Raw genomic sequence first — 17,439 nt, 5'->3', positions numbered from 1 at the left:
CGCTCAGAGCAGCGGGCGGCGCTGCGCCCACGGCTGCGCGGTCTCCAGCTGCGCCGCGAGCCGCAGCAGCAGCGCCTCGCCGCCCGGTCGCGCGACGAACTGCACGCCGAGCGGGAGCCCAGCGGAGGTCCAGTGGAGCGGGACGCTCATCGCCGGGCGGCCGGTCAGGTTCGCGAGCTGCGTGTACGGGACCCAGCCGAGGTTCTCGTCGATCATTCTGTCGACGACGCCGAGGCGCGACAGGACTCCGGCCGCTCTCGCCTTCAACAGCGCGCCCGCGATCGGCCGCAGCGCGCGCGGCGTGTCGAACTGCCCGACCAGCGGCGGCGGCTCGGCGAGCGTCGGCGTCAGCAGCAGGTCGTAGCGCTCGTGGAAGCCGGCCAGCCCGCGGACGTGCTCGTGGCGGCGCTCCAGCGCGGCGACGTGCTCGACGCCGCTGACCTTGGCGCCGAGCGCGGCCATGATCAGCGTGTCCTGCTCGAAGCCGTCGTCGTCGGAGCCGGTGAGCTGCTTGACCCTCGCGACGAGGTGCGCGGCATTGGTGAACCAGAGCGTGAGGAAGTCGCGTGCGAGCGCGCCATCGTCGAACGGCGCCTGGACGGGCTCGACGTCGTGGCCGAGCCGCTCCAGCAGCTGCGCGGCCTCCGTCACGGCCGTGACCGCGCTCGTGTGCGGACTCGGATTGATCGCCGAGCCGACGTGGAAGCCGATCCGCAGCCTGCCCGGCTCGCGGCCGACCTCGTCGAGGAACGGTCCCTCCGGGCGCGCGGGCGCGTACGGCATCGTCGCGTCGGGACCGGCGAGCACATCGAGCATCGCGGCGCTGTCGCGCACGCTGCGGGAGATCACGCCGTCGGTCGCGGCGCCCTCCAGCGGCTCCCCCATCGCGGGCCCATGCGGGATCAGCCCGCGGCCGGCCTTCAGCCCGAACAGCCCGCAGCAGCCGGCGGGGATGCGGATCGAGCCGCCGCCGTCGCTGGCGCCGGCGACCGGCACGACCCCGGCCGCGACCGCCGCAGCCGAGCCGCCGGACGAGCCGCCGGGCGTGCGCGCGAGGTCGAACGGGTTGCGCGCGGCGCCGAACAGCTCCGGCTCCGTCACGCCCTTCGCGCCGAACTCCGGTGTGTTGGTCTTGCCGAAGACGACGAGGCCGGCGCCGAGCCAGCGCTTGACGACGGTCGCGTGCTCGACGGCCGGCGTGCTCGCGAGCGCTCTGCAGCCGAACGACGACGGCAGCCCCGCGTACTCCTGGCCGAGGTCCTTCAGCAGGAACGGGACGCCGGCGAACGGTCCGCTCAGCTCCTCGCCCAGGCGCGCCTCGGCGGCGTCGTCCATCCAGCGCACGATCGCGTTGACGCGCGGGTTGACCTCGCGCGCACGCCGCTGCGCGGCCTCGACGACCTCGGCTGACGTGACATGTCTGGCGGCGATCAGCTCGGCGAGGCCGAGGCCGTCGCGGCTCGCGTACTCGGTGCTGTCCATCCGGCCATGCTCGCGCATCGCGGGCGACGCGCGCGCCGCCCACGATCCGCGACGATCCGTGGACGTCCGGGCGAGCCGGTGCTACGGGCGCTTCGGTCCGGCCTTGGCGGCTCCGTTGGCGCCTCTGCCGCGCTTGCGCTTCGCGGCTCTCTGCTTCTTCGCGGCGCGCACCACCGCCTTCCGCTTCGCCTCGCCGCCGGCGGCGGTGCCGACGAGCGCGACGTCACGGCCGACGAGCGTGACCTGCATGATGTCGGTCTCGGCCTTCGCCGCTCCGGGGCCGCCGGACGCGTCGGCCGCGTCGATCGCCGCGAACGCGGGATCCCAGCCGCCCGCCGAGAACCAGCGTCCGGCTCTCGACAGCGCGCGGAACGCTCTGTCTCTCGCGGCGATCAGCGGGTCGTAGTTCGTCGGCCACGGCGTCGGATCGCAGACGGGGTCGGCGGTCAGCGTCGGGCAGTCGATCGTCCGCTCCAGCCCGCCGGGGCCCCAGACCTGGACGGAGGTCGGCGCGAGCTTCGACGCGTCCGACCAGCCGCTCATGTCGGGGTCCTCGGCGAGCGCCGCGCCGGCGAGCGCACCGCCGATGCCGAGCGCGCACGCGCCGGCGATGAAGAGGCGAGACACCACGGGTGAGTCCTTTCGTCGGGTTCACCCGGTATCTGCCGGCAACGCCGGCGCGATTACGTCAGCGCTGCGCGAAGAACTCCGCGAGCACCGGTGCGAGCACGTCCGGGGCGACGTCGTGCGTCTGATCGGCGAGCGTCTGCCGGCGCGCGTCCGGCACGTTCGCCGCGACCGCGCGCGCCGCGTTCGCCGCCCACTCCGGGCTCGCGCTGCCGTCGAGCACGAGCACCGGCACGCTGACCTTCGCCGCGCGCTCGGCCGGGACGTTGCCGTCGCCCATGATCGTGCCGTCGTACGCGAGCGTGTGCGCGACGCCCTCGAAGGCCGGCCAGATCGGCGCGGCGCGCATGCCGGCGATCGCCTCCGCCGGGACGCCCGCGTCGCCGAGGAAGCGCTCGACCGCCTCGCCGCGCTTGCCCGCCTGCGCCAGCTCGATGAACGTCGGGCCAGGCGCCCGCTCGCGCGTCTCGTCGGGGATGTACGGCGGCTCGTACAGCGCCAGGCGCTCGATCGGCAGCCCGCTCGCCGTCGCCTCCAGCGCCAGCGCTGCGCCGGACGACATGCCGTAGACGAACGCGGAGCCGCCGGCTGCGTCGATCATGGCGGCGAGGTCCTCGACCTCGCGCGCGACCGCGTACGGGAGCGTGTCGCCGGAGTCGCCCCGACCGCGGCGGTCGTAGACGTGGACGGTGAGGTGCGCGGACAGCAGCTCGGCGAGCCGCGCGGTGCTGGTGTCGATCGCGCGGTGCTGGAACGCGCCGCCGACGAGGACGAGTGGCGGCCCTTCCCCCGACACCTCGAACGCGATCGTCGTGCCGTCTGCGGAGGTCGTGGTGCGCTGCGCTGGGGCCATCTTCGTTCCTTCGATTCGGATAGTCGTTCGAGTGTAGGACGGGGTGGCGCACCGGAACTCATCGTGCGGTTCTGGCAGGCTCAGCGGATGACCGCGCCCGCGTCTCCCTCCGCCCCCGAGCCGGTCGTGCTCGACGGCTTCCACGCGCTCAAGCACGCGCTGCGCTTCGGCGCGACCGTCGAGCGCGCGGCGACGAGCGACCCCGACGGGCTCGACGCGCTGGCGGCGGAGCTGGCGCCCGACCTGCGCACGCGGCTGCGGGAGCTGGTGGAGGTCGTCGACGCCGCCGAGCTGCGCACGCTCGCCCCACAGCTCCCTCACACGCGCGTCGTCGCGCTCGCCCGCCGGCCGCCGCTCGACCCCGTCGCACTGCTCGCGCCGCCGCGCGACGGGGACCCACGCCCGCTCGTGCTGCTGGAGGATCCGCGCCACCTCGGGAACGTCGGCGCCGTCGTGCGCGTCGCCGCCGCGGCCGACGCGGCCGGCGTCCTCACCACCGGCGCGCGCGACCCGTGGGACCGCGCCGCCGTGCGCGGCGCCGCCGGCCTCCACTTCGCGCTGCCGGTCGGCCGGGTCGAGCTGGAGGACGTCGTCGGCGCCGCCGCGGCCGGCGCGCTCGCGGGCGGCTCGACGCCGGGCGGCGGCGTCGCTCCCGGCCGCCCGCTCGTCGCGCTCGACCCGGCCGGCGAGCCGCTGCGTGCCGCCGCCGGGCAGCTGCCGCCCGGCGCGATCCTCGCGTTCGGCACGGAGCGCCACGGGCTCAGCGACGCGCTGCTCACGTGCGCCGAGCTGCGGCTGCGGATCGAGATGCGCGCCGGCGTCTCCAGCCTCAACCTCGCGACCGCGGTCAGCGCCGTGCTGTTCTCCACCTGACGGCGGTCGTCCTGGATTGCTGTCGCAGGACGACACCAAGGCAGGACGACCGCGCCGCTCAGGTGCCGTCGGCCGGGAGGTCCTGCGGGACGATCCGCGCGGCCGGGGCGGGGCGCGGCGCGTCGTCGGCGAGCGAGGCGCCACTCGCCTCCACGAGCGCGACGAGCTGCGCGATCCGCTCGTTCAGCTCGACCGCGAGCGCGCGCTGGCCGGCGGTCGGCGCGTAGCTTCTCGGCGGGACGTCGCCGGCGTCGGCGAGCAGCTGCGCGTACGTGCGCTCCCCGCCCTCCGGCGCGCCTCTCAGCCCGGCGTCGATCGTCGCCAGCAGGTCGACCGTCGCGGAGAGCGTCGAGCGATAGCGGATCCAGCGGTGGAGGTCCCACGTGACCCCGCCGTCGTCGGCCGGCGGCACCGCGTACGCCTCGACCAGCCGCTCGGCCGCGAGCCGGCCGCGGCGCGTCAGCGTCTCGATCGTCTCGTCGTCCATCGCGAGGTTCATGCCGCCCTCGTCCGCTGACATGCAGACGTGGACGATCCGCTCGCGGTAGCCGGGCACGCGCATCTGCGCCTCGTCGACGCGGTTCTGCATCGTGCGGACGATCCCGCCGAGGAACTGCCCCAGCCGGCCGTCGAAGCCGAGCCGGCTCGGTCTCTTCTCCAGCTCGTAGAACCAGTCGAGCAGACCGTCGCCGGGCTTGCCCGCCAGCTTCACCTCTTCGCGGAAGTCAGGGTGGAACGGCCGCAGGTTGATCCCGAACGTCGGCCGGCGCGGGACCGAGGCGTCGAAGAAGTGGATCGGGAAGTTGCTCGCGACGCCGCCGTCGGAGAACCACACCTGCTCGGCCTGCGCACGCTCGCGCGGCGCGTCAGCCGGCCAGGCACCGCCGTCCTGCACCGCGTCGGCGACGCGGTCCCAGTCGCCGGCCGCGGCCTGCTCGCGCGCCCATGCCCGCCATGCCCCGTTCGCGCGCTGGTTCGCCGCGCGGCTCTGGTCGACGCGCCACAGCGGCACCGCGCTCAGCAGCACCGGGAAGCTGAGGCTCATCCGCGTCGCGACGACGACGGGCAGGTCGCGCGGGTCGGGCATCGGCCGCAGTCGCGGACCCATCAGCAGCAGCCCCAGCCTCCGGCGGCGCGCCCGCTCGGGCGCTCTCGGCAGCGCCGGCGGGTGGTCCTCCATCCATCTGACGACGCGCTCGGGGAACAGCCGGCGCAGCTCCCGCGGGTCGAAGTAGTACTCGCGGCTCGCCCACGGCAGCCGCTCCGCGCGGCGGTTGGTGACGTTCGTCGTCATCATCTCCAGCCGCAGCCACGGTCCCTCGCCGCCCGCGTCCGGCGCACCGGCCGGCCCGTCCCAAAGGTCGCCGAACGTCAGCGGGGGCGCGTCGTCCCCGACCGGGCGGCCGGCGGTCGCGTCGATCAGGTCGGCGAGCCACGGCGTCAGCGCCGGGCGCTTCGCCGGCTTGCCCTCGCCCGGCATCCCGGAGCAGAGGCCGTAGCCGTTCGCCGTCACCGCCCGCGTCGCGCTGCGCGCGAGCCAGCCGGCGAGCACGGCGAACGCGCCGCCGGCGCTCAGCAGCACTGCCGCGACGAGCCCGATCGCGATCAGCGGCGCGCCGTCGGCTGCGAGCACGATCGCGACCGCCAGCGCGATCCCGGCCGCGGCGCCGATCAGCACCGCGGGCCAGTAGCCGCGCAGCGTCGCGCCGAGCAGCGCGCGGACTCTGCGGTGCGGGTGCAGGATCGGCGCGAGCAGCAGCGCGAACAGGCGCCGCGTCCGCCCCTGCGGCTGGAACAGCGCCGTGAGGTTGCCGTCGCGGCCGATCCAGCCGGGCAGCTCCGCGAGCCGTGCGAAGCCGCCGCTCGGGCTGGTGCGCCCGTACTCGGCCGCGGCGCTCGCAGCGGCCGCGATCGCGCCGGCGCTCGTGCCGCCGATGCTCTTGAAGCGGTACTCCCGCGACAGCTCGACGACGGCGTGCGGGTAGACGACCCCGCTCGTGATCCCGCCCTTCATCACGAGGTCGCAGGAGCGGTCGGGCGGCGGCGTGGTCGTGGACATCCGCGCAGCATCTCAGCCCGCGGTGCGCCGTGCCACCGCTTCCAGGTGCGTCAGCTGTCGCCGAGCGCCTCGCCGACCGCGGTCCAGATCGCGTCGTGCACCGCGTCGATCGAACCGGAGCCGTCGACGGTCGCGAGCGGACCGTGCACGTGGCCGGCGGCAATCAGGTCGCGGTAGTTGCGGTCGACGGCGACGAGCTGCTCGCGCGAGTGGAACAGCTCGTCGGCGGAGGAGCGCGCGCCGATCCGCTCGAGGCAGATCTCCGGGTCGACGTCGACGAAGACGGTCAGGTCCGGCGCGATCGCGCGCGCGTTCAGCTCCGCGACCCACTCGCGGCTCACGACGCCGCCGCGGTTGTACGCGAGCGAGGAGAGCACGTAGCGGTCGGAGACGACCCAGCGCCCGGCGTCGAGCGCCGCGACGACGCCGTTGACGGGGTTGAAGAGGTGGTCGGCGCGGTCGGCCGCGAAGGCGAGCGCGAGCGCGACCGGGTCGAGCGCGACACGCCCCTCGATCGCCTGCCGCAGGACCGCGCCGAGCGGCCCGTTCGTCGGCTCCTTCGTCAGCTCGACGGCGTGACCGCCGCGAGTCCGCAGCATCGCCGCGAGCCGTTCCGCCTGGGTCGTGGTGCCGGCGCCGTCGAGCCCTTCGACGACGACGAAGCGGCCGCGCGCCGGCGTCATTGCGCTGCTCTCCGCAGGCGTGCCGCGAGCCGTTCGCGCAGCCGTCTCGCGCGCACGCGCACGTCGCCGAAGACCGTCGTGCCGGTCAGCACGATCCGCGGTGCGCCGGCCGGACCGGCCATCCCGGCGTCCTGCTTGACGTCGCCGAGGAACGCCTTCGCGCGGACCTCGACGAGGACTCCCTCGGGCACGAGCAGCTCGACGTCGCCGAAGAACGTCCGCACGTCGATGACGATCTCGCCGGCGGGGACCCGTGCCTCGCGCAGGTCGAGCTTCACGTCGCCGAAGATCGAGTCCCATCTGCTCACCGCCGGCAGCTGCCACTGACCGTCGCGCTTGTGGTCGCCGAAGAGCGCGCTGTTGCGCGCCGGGACGGTCGTCACGACCTGGCCGCCGGGGTCTCCGAACGCCGGCAGGTCGCCCGTCAGCTCGTCGAGCTGCCCGCGCGTGCTCGCGCCGCTCGCCGTCTCGATCCGGTCGGTCAGCTCCTCGAGCGTCAGCCGCCCCTCACCGGCGGCCGCGCGCAGCCGCTCGATCGTCTCTTCGCGCTCGCCGTCGGAGGCGCGGATGCCAGGGTCCGTCATCTTCGGCACCCTAGCGTCGCAGGCGGCCGGGGCGGTGTGCGATGGTGCGGATGTGACCCGCACGGCCGGCCTGCCCGAATCGCCCACGCACCCGCTGCAGCAGGTCGACGGCGTGCCCGAGTGCGTCCTCGGCGACGCGCTCGCCTCGCGCCTGCCGAGCACGTCGCCGCCGGCGCCGTGGCGGACGCGCGTGCAGGCGGTCCTGTGGATGCACGCCGCGAGCCCCGGCGCGGCCGAGCTGCTGCCACAGCAGCTGCGCGACGAGCGGATCGTCCCACTCACGATCGGCGCGTTCATCCGCTATCTCGACACGCCGGTCGGGCCCTACAGCGAGGTGCTCGCCTCCCCCGTCCTGCTCGCCCGCACGCCGCTGCCCGCGTCGACCGTGCCGTTCATCGCGGTCGACTCGATCGCCTCGCTGCACGGCGGTCGCGCCAACTGGGCGCTGCCGAAGGCGCTCGCCGCGTTCGAGTGGACGGCCGCCCCCGGCGAGCTCGGGCGCGCGGCGTTCTCCGTCCGCGGCGACGGCACGCACGGGAGCAGCGCCTGGTCGGTCGCGGCGGAGGTGTCGCCGCGCCGGCGGCGGCTGCCCGTCCGCCTTCCGCTGCGCGACGTGCAGCTCGCGCCCGGCGGCCGCGAGCTGGACATCCCGATCTCGCTCGCCGGCCGTGCGCAGCTGGCGACCGTCGAGGTGCGCAGCGACGGCCCGTCGCTGCCGGCGTGGCTGCTGTCGGGCACCCACCGCGGCGCCGTCCTGCCGGACGCGCGCATGACGTTCGGCGCGCCGCGCTGAGGCGATGGCCGGCTCCGGCGCCGCCTCCGACGACGTCGCCGCGCTGCGCGAGCTGGAGCGCGTCCCGCTCGCGCTCCCGGCGGGCCTGACGGTCGACTGGCTCGGCGTCTCGGGCTACCGGCTGACGTACGACGGCGTCGCGCTGTTCGTCGACCCGTACGTCTCGCGGATCCCGCTGCGCGACGTGCTGCTGCGCCGCGTCGCGCTGCCCGATCCGGCGCTGGTCGAGCGCTACGCGGGCGCCGGCGAGGGCGCCGCGGCGGGCGGGAGCGTCGCCGGTGTGCTCGTCGGCCACACGCACTTCGACCACGCGGTCGACGCGCCCGCGATCGCCCGCCGCTTCGGCTGCCGCGCGTACGGGTCGGCGTCACTCGGGACGCTGATGCGGCTGCACGGGCTCGGCGAGCTGGCGGTCGAGGTCGAGCCGTACCGCCGCTACGAGCTGGGGCCGTTCGTCGTCTCGTTCACCCCCAGCAGACACTCGAAGCTGCTGTTCGGCCGCAAGGTCCCGATGGCCGGCGAGCTGACCTGCGAGCAGCTCGACGGACTGCGGATGGGCGCGTACCGCTGCGGCCAGGTGTGGGGCATCCGGATCGAGGTCGCGGACGTCTCCTTCTACCACCAGGGCAGCGCGAACCTGATCGACGAGGCGCTGCGGCCCGAGCGCGTCGACGTCTTCCTCGCCGGCGTCGCGGGGCGCAGCGTGACGCCGCGCTACTGGGAGCGCGTGCTCGGCAAGCTCGATCCGCGTGTCGTCGTGCCGACGCACTACGACGACTTCTTCAAGCCGCTCGGCGCGGAGCTGGGCTTCACGGCGCGCGTGCGGCTCGGCGAGGTCCCGGACGAGATCGCGGCGGTCAGCCGCGACGCGGCGGTCGCGGCGTTGCCGCGGACAGATCGGGTGCCGGCACCGGCGCCGGCGCGACCGCGGCCGCCTGGCTGATCCGCCAGCGGTCGATCCCCCACAGCGCGAGCGCGATCACGGCCGTCGCACCGCCGACGATGCTGACGGCGTCCCAGCCGCCGACGCTCCAGAGCGCGGAGGCGAGTGCCGAGCCGAGCGCGGCGGCGCTGAAGTTGCCGGCCATGTACGCGGTCGTCAGGCGGCTGCGCGCCTCCGGCCGGAGCGAGTAGATCAGCGACTGGTTGGTGATGTGCTGGCCCTGCACGCCGGCGTCGAGCACGAGCACGCCCGCGATCAGCGCGACGAGCGAGCTGCCGCCGAGGTCGCAGAGGATCCAGCCGACGAGGACCGCGACCCAGCCCAGCACGGTCGTGGCGGACGCGTGGCCGCGGTCGGCGAGGCGGCCGGCGCCCTGCGCGGCGGCCGCGCCGATCAGCCCGGCGAGGCCGAACAGTCCGATCGTCCCCTCGGAGTAGCCGTAGGCGGGGCCGCTGAGCAGGAACGTCAGGGCGGTCCACAGCAGCGTGAACGTCAGGATCCCGAGCATCCCGTACGCCATCCGCAGCCGCAGCAGCGGCTCCTCGCGCACGAGCGTGCCGACCGACCGCAGCAGCGCGCGGTACGGCGTCACGGCGCGTGGCGCGATCACCGGCAGCATCCGCTGCAGGGCGGCGGCGCAGGCGAGCATCATCGCCGCAGCGAGCACGTAGATCGCGCGCCAGCCGGCCAGCTCGGCGACGAAGCCGCTGACCGTGCGGGCGGCGAGGATGCCGATCAGCAGGCCGCTCATGATCGTCCCGACGACGCGGCCGCGCTCGTCGTCGGCGGCGAGGTCGCCCGCGAACGGGACCAGCACCTGCGCGACGACCGACGTCACGCCGACGACGACGATCGCCAGCGCGAGCGCGGCTATCCCGGGTGCGAGCGCGCACGCGGCGAGCGCGACGGCGCAGCCGATCAGCATCCGCACGACCAGCCGCCGTCGCTCGACGAGGTCGCCGAGCGGGACGACGAAGACGAGCCCGGCGGCGTAGCCGATCTGCGACGCGGTCACGATCAGCCCGGCGACTCCGGGGCTCGTCCCGAGTCTCGCTGCGATCACGTCCAGCAGCGGCTGCGCGTAGTACAGGTTCGCGACCGCCGCGCCGGTCGCGACCGCCAGCAGCAGCACGAGCCGCCGGTCGAGCTGGCGGACGGGCGGATCGGCGGTCACGTCGGCGGGCACCCGCCTGACGCTAGCGGCCGGCGGCGCCAGGCAGCTCGGCGGTCTGCACCGCAACCCGCCCGCGCCGGCCGCTGTGTTAGGGTCGCCTAACTTGTCTTAGGGTGACCTAACTCGGTTACCCCACACCTCAGGAGAATCGTGCACATCCCCGTTCCGCCGGGAGGCCGGTGTGCGCCCGTACGCGCACGCGCCGGCCTCGCCGCGTCGCTCGCGCTCGCGTTCGCGCTCGCTGCGCTCGTCCTGCTCTTCCCCGCCGTCGCCGCGCGCGCGGCCGATCCGCCCGTCCCGATCAGTGCGGGCTACGCCGACTGGGGCCTCAAGCAGTCGTTCCGCACCTACGTCGGCGCGTCCGGGATCACGCTCGCCGATGGCGCGACCAGAAACGCCGACGGCAGCTTCCGCTTCCCGGTGACGAGCGGCAGCTACGACGCCGCGACGAAGACGACGGTCGTCGCGTTCGCCGGCTCGGTCCACTTCAGCGCCCATGCCGGCGAGCTGGACCTCACCTTCGCCAGACCGCGCGTCGAGATCCGGCCGACCGGCGCGAAGCTGTTCGTCGCGATGAGAAGCCGGCCGCTCGGCGGCAGCACGCCGACCGACTACGGCGACGTCCACCTCGCAACGGTCGACGTCAGCGGCAGAGATCCCGCGATCACGCCGCCGACGACGACCTGGTCGGCGCTCCCGACGGCGCTGACGGCCGCCGGCGTCCAGCCGTTCGCGAGCTTCTACGAGGCGGGCCAGGCACTCGACCCGTTCACCTTCACCTACGACGGCCCGGGCGGCAAGCCCGACGTCGCCCCCGGCGAGACGTGGACGCCTGCCGGCACCGTGCGGTGGCAGCCGACCGGCGCCGCCGCGGGTGTGCCGAGCAGCGTCGCCGACAGCACCGGCGACCCGATGGGCTACCACTCCTACCCGTCCTTCGCCCGCAACGCGACCGCGCGGCAGCTGCTGGCGCTCGACGGTCGCGGCGGCAGGCTGACCGTCGTCGACGAGGCGACGCTGACGCGCGTCGGAACGCCGATCGACGGGCTCGACGCCGCCGTCGGCGGACTCGCGGTCGACGAGCAGCGCAACGTCGCGTACACGGTCGCGGCCGGCTGGGGCAACGGCCCGCTCGTGCTCAACCGCGTCGACGTCGCGGCCCGCACCGTGACGAGGTTCACGATCCCGGGCGGCGAACGCGGCATGTCGCTGCCGGAGCTCGCGGTCGACCAGAGAAGCGGCCGCGTGCTCGTCTCCGAGCGGCTCGGCGGCCACCTCTTCGTGATCGACGGCCGCGCGGCGACGATGGCGCTGCTGCAGACGTTCTCGTTCGACGCCTACGGCGGCAGCGGCGTCGACGTCGACGAGACGACCGGCGACGTCTACCTCGCGACGGGCTCGCAGAGCACCGTCCGCCGGCTCACTCCGAACAGCGGCGCGGGCGACCCCTACACGCTCGACCCGACGCCGGTCGCGACGTTCGACGGCGCGACGATCCGGCTCCAGGTCTCCGACGACGGCAGACGCATCTGGGTCGGCAGAATCGTCGGCTCGTCGATCAATCCGACGCTGCTGACGCGCACCACCACCGGCTGGGAGACCGGTGCCACGATCGCGTTCGGTCCCGCGATGCGCTGGTTCGGGACCGACGGCGCGAGCGGAGACCTGATCGGCGCAATCGCGCCGCGCAGCATCTCCGTCGTCGCAGCCGACACCCAGCACGTCAACCCGCTCACGCTCGACCTGCCCGCGAGCGCACGCATCGAGGCGGCGATCCGCACCGCGGACGGCGACGCGCTCTGGGCACTGGACGGCGGCGACAGCGTCGTGCGGCGGATCTCGCGGCACGTCTCGCCGACGGTCAGCGCGCAGCCGGACGACGCGACCGTCACCGTCTCCCCCGCCCAGCCGGCGCCGCAGGCGACGTTCACCACGACCGCGAGCGGCACGCCCGCGCCGACCGTCAGATGGCAGGCGAAGGCGCCAGGCGGCGCCTGGGAGGACGTCCCCGGCGCCGGCGCGACCGGCACGACGCTCACCGTCGACGGTGCGACCGGCACCAGCAGAACCGCCTACCGCGCGATCTTCACCAACGCGGTTGGCTCGCACGCGAGCGAGCCGGCGACGCTGACGGTCGACTACGCGACCGGAGGGCTCGACCGACGCGTCTGGATCACCGGCGGCGCGCTCGACTGGGGCGTCAAGGCGTCGTTCCGCAGATATGTCGGCGGACCGATCGCGCACGGCGCCATCACGACCGGCGGCGGCGCCACCGCCAACGGCGACGGCACGTTCCGCTTCGCCGCCGACGGCGGGACGTACGACCCGGCGAGCGGGCGCGCGACGCTGCGCTTCGGCGGCAGCGTCCGCTTCAGCGGCCACGCGGGACAGCTCGACCTGACGATCGCGCGGCCGCGCCTGGAGATCGACGGCGGCGTCGCGACGCTGCACGCCGACGTCTCCAGCAAGTCGCTCAGCGGCGGCGTCGTCGAGCAGTTCACCGGCGTCGACCTCGCGCGGGTCGACCTCGGCACGCCCGCCGCCGGTCCGGCGGTCGCCGGCGGCCGGCTCGGCTGGCGCGAGCTGCCGGCGGCACTGACCGCGAACGGGGCGCCGGCGTTCGCCGCGTTCTACCCGGCCGGGACGGCGCTCGATCCGCTCTCGATCGACGTCGCGTACTCGACCGAGGAGCCGCGAACGTCGGTGCCGCCGCCGGTCGGACGGCCGGCGCCGCCGGCGCAGCCGGCGCCCACGCCCACACCGGTGCGGAAGCCGGCCCGGAAGCCGGCCGCCGCCGCGATCGCCGCGGTCAGAGGAGCGCAGGCGGTCGGCCGCAACCGGATCGCGCGCGTCGCGACGGTCGCCTGCGGCAGCGGCGCCGGGGCGTGCACGGTGAAGGTACCCGCGCGGGTGCGCGTGCGGATCGGCGGCCGTCTCTACACGGCGCAGGTGCTCGCGCCCAAGCGGTTGAAGGCGGGCGCGCGCGGGAACGTGCGCGTGCGGCTGAGCAAGCGCGCCGCGGCGCGACTGGCCCGTCGCAGCACGCGCGTGACGCTGCGGGTCGTCACGACGGCCGGGCCTCGCACGACCGTGAAGGCCGTCAGCGTCAGGCTGATCGGACCCAAGCGCGGCTGATTCGTTGCAGAACGACCCTGGACGGGGACGTCGACTACGTCACCCGTCCAGCGGTTCAGCAATTCATAGTGAGGTTTGTAGAGGTTTAGCGCTTCTCCATTACTCGGGATTTCCGGAGTACTGAAAGTAGGCATCCAAACACTCGGTTTGTGGTGATGTGCCTGTAATGCTCTGTTCGTTGTTGCTTGGCGCGGCCAGGAGGGCTGCGCTCCGCAGGGGAACGACGACCAGGAGGAAGTGCCCATGTCAGGGAGACATGTGGTGCGCGTCGCGCTGCTCGCGCTCGCGCTCTGCTTCGTGCACGGCGGCATGGCCGCCGCCGCACAGACGACGATCCAGCCGCAGCCGGCGGAGGCGCGCACGTTCGCGACCACCAACGGCGGCTGGAGCAGCTCAGTCGACTACGGCGGCCTCGTCTGCATACCGGGCGTGACGTGCCCGTCGGCGACGCCGAGCTACCAGGCGACCGGCGGCGCCGGAGGCGCGGGAGACGGGTTCCTGCGCGACGGCTTCGGCACGCTCCTGGGCGTCCTCTCGACGACCACGATCACGTGGACGTCACCGAGCTTCGCGGCGCCGGCCACCGCAGTCGACGAGGCGGCGCTGCTCGTCGACGTGCGACCGCAGATCGCGAGCCTCCTGGCGATCGGCAGCCTCAACCTCAGAATGCGCCTCGTCGACGTGACGGACCCCGCGAGATCGACGACGGTCGCGACGGTTCCCCTGACCGCCGCCTCGGCGACGTTCAGCTCGTTGATAGTGAACGTCCCGCCGAGCGCGGTAGTCGCCGGGCACACGTACAGAATCGCGCTCGACGTCGCCCTCACGACTGCCGTCTCGGCGGTCACGTCAGGCAATGTCGACCTCGACAACGTCATCCTCAGACTCGTCGACCTGGAGCCGCCGACCGGACTCACCGCGACGGTGCCCGGCAGCGGCCCGACCCGCGTCGAGGGCTCCGTCGACCCGGCCGGTCAGACGACGAGCGTCACCGTCGAGTACGGGCTGACCACGGCGTACGACACGACGACCTCGCCGGTCACCGTGAACGGAAGCGGCAGCAGATCGTTCTCGATCCCGCTCGGCGGGCTCACCCCGGGCGCGACGTACCACTACCGCGTCGTCGCGCTCAACGCCGACGGGATCGCCACGACGACCGACGCGACGTTCGTCGCGCCGGTGCCGCCGGCCGGCGGCCCGCCGGTCGTGAGCGGCGCCGGCAACAGCCGCAACCGCACCGCCACGTTCACCCGTGACGGCACCATCGTGAGAGCGACCGTCGAGGTCCTCGCCGCAGGCGGCTCGACCGTCCTCGGCAGCTTCGACGACGCCGACGGCGACGGCTCGGTGGCGATCACGCTGCCGGACGCCGACGGCACCTACGACGTCCGCGTCGTGCGGGAGAACGACGCGAGACTGACCTCGACCAGCACGCCCGTGCAGGCCACGCTCGACCGTGTCGGGCCGGATGGCTCGGCAATCGACCTGAGAGTGCTGCCGGCGGTCTCCTCCGACACGCAGCGGAACGTCACGTTCACGCCGCCGGTCGACGCGGTCAGAGCGACCGCACAGGTGATCGACAGAAGCGGCAACCCGGTCGGCGCGCCGGTCGCCGCCGTCGGTGGGACCGCGACCGTCCAGATCGGACCGGCCGAGGGCGACTACCGCGTCAGACTGACGCTCGAGGACGCCGCCGGAAACCCGACCGTGGTGACGAGCGACGTCGTCACGCTCGACGAGACGGCCCCGTCCGCGGGCGGCGCCCCATCGGTCACCGGCCCCGGCAACAGCCGCGACCGCACCGTCAGATTCGACCGTGACCTGACGACGCTGACGGCGACGATAGAGGTCGTCGACAGCGGCGGCAGAGTCGTCGCGACCGCGCCCGTCGGGCTGCTGTCGGACACCGGCACCGTGACGCTGCCCGACAGAGACGGCGACTACGGCGTGCGCGTCAGACAGACCGACCTCGCCGGCAACTCGGCGACGACGGCGAGCACGCCGGTCACGCTCGACCGCGTCGCCCCGAACCCCGGCCCTGCGCCGACCGTCATAGGCGCTGACAGCAGCCGCGACCGCGACGTCTCGTTCCAGCGTGCCGCCGATGCCACGAGCGCCACGATCGAGGTGGTCGACAGAGGCGGCAGCGTCGTTGCCTCGGCCGGCGTCCCGAGCGGCGGCAGCGGCAGAGTCACGCTGCCCGACGCCGACGGCGACTACACGATCCGCGTCAGACAGACCGACGCGGCGACGAACTCGGCGACCTCGCCCGGCACTCCGGTGACGCTCGACCGCTCCGGTCCCGACGCCGGTCCGGCGCCCGCGGTCACCGGGCCCGGCAACAGCCGCGACCGAACCGTCGCGTTCACGCGCGCCCCGGACGCCGACAGAGTGGCGATCGAGGTGCTCGACAGCGGCGGCAGACTCCTCAGCTCGACCGACGTGCCCAGCGGCGGCAGCGGCAGCATCACGCTGCCGGACGCCGACGGCGGCTACGACGTCCGGGTGAGACAGACCGACGCGGTCGGCAACTCGGCGACGACGCCGAACACGCCGGTCACGCTCGACCGGCAGCCGCCGGCGGCCGGCCCCGCGCCGACCGTCACGGGCGCCGACACCGCGCTCCTGCGCGACGTCGCGTTCACGCGCGCGCCGGACGCCGACAGAGCGACGATCGAGGTGCTCGACGGCGGCGGCAGAGTCGTCGCCACAGCCGACGTGCCGAGCGGCGGCAGAGGCTCGGTGACGCTGCCCGACACCGACGGCAGCTACGACGTCCGCGTGACACAGACCGACGCGGCCGGCAACTCCGCGGTCACGCCGACGACGCCCGTCGTGCTCGACCGCGGCGCCCCCGATCCAGGTGACGCCCCGACCATCACGGGCGCGGGCAACAGCCGCGACCGGACCGTCGAGTTCAGACGCGCGCCCGACGCGGCGAGAGCGACGATCGAAGTGCTCGACGGCGGCGGCAGAGTCGTCGCCACAGCCGACGTCCCGGCCGGCGGCAGAGGGAGCGTCAGACTGCCGGCCGTCGACGGCGTCTACTTCGTCCGCGTGCGGCAGGCGGACGCCGGCGGGATCTCGGCGGTGACGCCGACGACCGACACGACGCTCGACACCTCGCCGCCCGACCCCGGCGACGCGCCGACGGTGAGCGGCACGGCCGACGCGCTGACGGTCACGTTCAGACGCGCCCCGGACGCCGCGAGCGCGACGATCGAGGTGCTCGACGCGAACGGGAACGTGGTCGCCAGAGTCCCGGTCCCGAGCGGCAACAGCGGCGTCGTCGACCTGCCGGACACGCCCGGCCTGTACGGCATCCGCGTCGTCCAGACCGACGCCGCCGGCAACAGCGCCACGACGCCGACGACGAACGTCAGACGCCTCGCCGGCGGCGACGGCGGCGGGGACGACGGCGGCAGAGGCGGCGGCGGCAGAGGCGGCTCGGGCGGCGGCGGCTCCGGCGGGTCCGGCGGCAGCGGCGGCACGGGCAGCGGCGGCGGGGGCGGCGGCTCGGGCGGCAGAGGCGGAGGCTCCGGCGACGGCGCGCTCCCGCTGACCGATCCCGGCCAGTTCGGCACGATCCTGCGCCAGTGCTTCGGCGGCGACGTCGTCGTCACCGACGTGACGGCGCGCGGCGCGCGCGTGCAGGTGCGCGGGCTGACGCTGTACGCGCCGGGCACCGCAGTGTCGATCGTCGACCTGTCCGGCAGAAGAGTCGGGCAGGGCACGACCGACGCGAGCGGGCGCTTCGCGGCGGCGGTGACCGCGCCGCGGTCCGCCAGCGCACGGCTGCGCGGCGGCTACCGCGCCGTCGTCGGCAGAACCCGCTCGCCGGCCGTGCGCCTGCGGCGCGCGAACGTCGTGACGGGCCTGTCGGTCAGCGGCTCGACGATCACGATCCGCGGGCGCGTCGACCTGGCGCGGCTCGGCAGCGTCAAGCGCGTGCGCGCGTACGGCGGCGCAGGCGCCGCCGCGTGCACCAACTCGAAGCTGCTGAGACCGATCGGGAAGACGCTCGTGAACCGCCGCACCGGCGCCTACCAGCTGCGCGTGAGAGCGCCGGCTGGGACAGGCCGCCTGGTGCTGCGCACGCGCGTGTTCGGCAGCAAGCTCGCGAGCCGCAGCTCGTTCCTCGTGCGGTAGGCGGCCGGGAGACGCCCACGTTCGCGAGGTGAGGTGGTTTGAGGCCCTATAGGGGCACCAAACTGCCTCACCTCGCGTCGTTGC

At 74.6% G+C, this 17,439-nt stretch carries 12 protein-coding genes; 5 read left to right on the top strand and 7 right to left on the bottom strand.

Annotated features, from left to right (window positions below; genetic code table 11):
• Positions 1-3: 3 nt before the first annotated feature.
• The 3 genes from CWOE_RS14960 to CWOE_RS14950 all read right to left on the bottom strand — a co-directional run bounded on the left by CWOE_RS14960 (position 4) and on the right by CWOE_RS14950 (position 2,962).
• The gene (locus CWOE_RS14960) at positions 4-1,482 is read right to left on the bottom strand and encodes an amidase (protein WP_012934468.1); all 1,479 of its coding nucleotides are present in this window, start codon (positions 1,480-1,482) and stop codon (positions 4-6) included.
• A gap of 81 nt (positions 1,483-1,563) precedes the next feature.
• The gene (locus CWOE_RS14955; protein WP_012934467.1) at positions 1,564-2,112 is read right to left on the bottom strand and encodes a hypothetical protein; all 549 of its coding nucleotides are present in this window, start codon (positions 2,110-2,112) and stop codon (positions 1,564-1,566) included.
• 58 nt (positions 2,113-2,170) lie between these two features.
• Positions 2,171-2,962 (bottom strand): alpha/beta fold hydrolase, encoded by a 792-nt coding sequence (locus CWOE_RS14950; RefSeq protein WP_012934466.1) that lies wholly within the window; start codon positions 2,960-2,962, stop codon positions 2,171-2,173.
• A gap of 87 nt (positions 2,963-3,049) precedes the next feature.
• Between CWOE_RS14950 and CWOE_RS14945 the strand changes: the two genes are divergently transcribed.
• Positions 3,050-3,835, top strand: coding sequence for a TrmH family RNA methyltransferase (locus CWOE_RS14945; protein WP_012934465.1), 786 nt, complete (start codon positions 3,050-3,052; stop codon positions 3,833-3,835).
• A gap of 58 nt (positions 3,836-3,893) precedes the next feature.
• On the opposite strand, the gene CWOE_RS30740 is transcribed toward CWOE_RS14945, so the two are convergent.
• Genes CWOE_RS30740 through CWOE_RS14925 form a run of 3 tightly spaced genes read right to left on the bottom strand, consistent with a single transcriptional unit; the run spans position 3,894 to position 7,161 of the window.
• Positions 3,894-5,894, bottom strand: a complete 2,001-nt coding sequence (locus CWOE_RS30740; RefSeq protein WP_012934464.1) for a patatin-like phospholipase family protein — start codon at positions 5,892-5,894, stop codon at positions 3,894-3,896.
• A 50-nt stretch (positions 5,895-5,944) separates the two neighbouring features.
• Positions 5,945-6,577, bottom strand: coding sequence for a dTMP kinase (gene tmk, locus CWOE_RS14930; RefSeq protein WP_012934463.1), 633 nt, complete (start codon positions 6,575-6,577; stop codon positions 5,945-5,947).
• Positions 6,574-7,161, bottom strand: coding sequence for a DUF1707 SHOCT-like domain-containing protein (locus CWOE_RS14925; protein ID WP_012934462.1), 588 nt, complete (start codon positions 7,159-7,161; stop codon positions 6,574-6,576). The genes tmk and CWOE_RS14925 overlap by 4 nt, the downstream gene beginning before the upstream one ends.
• Before the next feature lie 52 nt (positions 7,162-7,213).
• Here CWOE_RS14925 and CWOE_RS14920 point away from each other — a divergent pair, with 52 nt between their 5' ends.
• Together CWOE_RS14920 and CWOE_RS14915 are read left to right on the top strand one after the other, a co-directional pair.
• Positions 7,214-7,954 carry an acetoacetate decarboxylase family protein gene (locus CWOE_RS14920; protein WP_012934461.1) on the top strand — a complete coding sequence of 247 codons (741 nt, stop codon included), beginning with the start codon at positions 7,214-7,216 and terminating at the stop codon, positions 7,952-7,954.
• A gap of 4 nt (positions 7,955-7,958) precedes the next feature.
• Positions 7,959-8,897 carry an MBL fold metallo-hydrolase gene (locus CWOE_RS14915; RefSeq protein WP_012934460.1) on the top strand — a complete coding sequence of 313 codons (939 nt, stop codon included), beginning with the start codon at positions 7,959-7,961 and terminating at the stop codon, positions 8,895-8,897.
• On the opposite strand, the gene CWOE_RS14910 is transcribed toward CWOE_RS14915, so the two are convergent.
• A complete protein-coding gene (locus CWOE_RS14910) occupies positions 8,812-10,083 on the bottom strand; it encodes an MFS transporter (protein WP_012934459.1) in 1,272 nt (423 codons plus the stop codon). The two genes, CWOE_RS14915 and CWOE_RS14910, sit on opposite strands and share 86 nt — an antisense overlap.
• A gap of 138 nt (positions 10,084-10,221) precedes the next feature.
• On the opposite strand from CWOE_RS14910, the gene CWOE_RS14905 reads away from it, so the two are divergent.
• Positions 10,222-13,206, top strand: coding sequence for an HtaA domain-containing protein (locus CWOE_RS14905; RefSeq protein WP_012934458.1), 2,985 nt, complete (start codon positions 10,222-10,224; stop codon positions 13,204-13,206).
• 243 nt (positions 13,207-13,449) lie between these two features.
• Complete coding sequence (locus tag CWOE_RS14900; RefSeq protein ID WP_012934457.1) at positions 13,450-17,355, top strand: Ig-like domain repeat protein; 3,906 nt, start codon at positions 13,450-13,452, stop codon at positions 17,353-17,355.
• Positions 17,356-17,439 lie beyond the last annotated feature (84 nt).

It is taken from the genome of Conexibacter woesei DSM 14684 (assembly GCF_000025265.1).
Taxonomy (GTDB): domain Bacteria; phylum Actinomycetota; class Thermoleophilia; order Solirubrobacterales; family Solirubrobacteraceae; genus Conexibacter; species Conexibacter woesei.
This window is presented reverse-complemented; position numbering and strand designations above follow the sequence as displayed.

Excerpts from the sequence above, each read along its gene's own strand:
- CWOE_RS14900 (WP_012934457.1), top strand. The coding sequence starts at position 13,450 with ATGTCAGGGAGACATGTGGTGCGCGTCGCGCTGCTCGCGCTCGCGCTC.
- CWOE_RS14960 (WP_012934468.1), bottom strand. The coding sequence starts at position 1,482 with ATGGACAGCACCGAGTACGCGAGCCGCGACGGCCTCGGCCTCGCCGAG.
- CWOE_RS14925 (WP_012934462.1), bottom strand. The coding sequence starts at position 7,161 with ATGACGGACCCTGGCATCCGCGCCTCCGACGGCGAGCGCGAAGAGACG.
- CWOE_RS14950 (WP_012934466.1), bottom strand. The coding sequence starts at position 2,962 with ATGGCCCCAGCGCAGCGCACCACGACCTCCGCAGACGGCACGACGATC.
- CWOE_RS14915 (WP_012934460.1), top strand. The coding sequence starts at position 7,959 with ATGGCCGGCTCCGGCGCCGCCTCCGACGACGTCGCCGCGCTGCGCGAG.
- CWOE_RS30740 (WP_012934464.1), bottom strand. The coding sequence starts at position 5,894 with ATGTCCACGACCACGCCGCCGCCCGACCGCTCCTGCGACCTCGTGATG.
- tmk (WP_012934463.1), bottom strand. The coding sequence starts at position 6,577 with ATGACGCCGGCGCGCGGCCGCTTCGTCGTCGTCGAAGGGCTCGACGGC.
- CWOE_RS14945 (WP_012934465.1), top strand. The coding sequence starts at position 3,050 with ATGACCGCGCCCGCGTCTCCCTCCGCCCCCGAGCCGGTCGTGCTCGAC.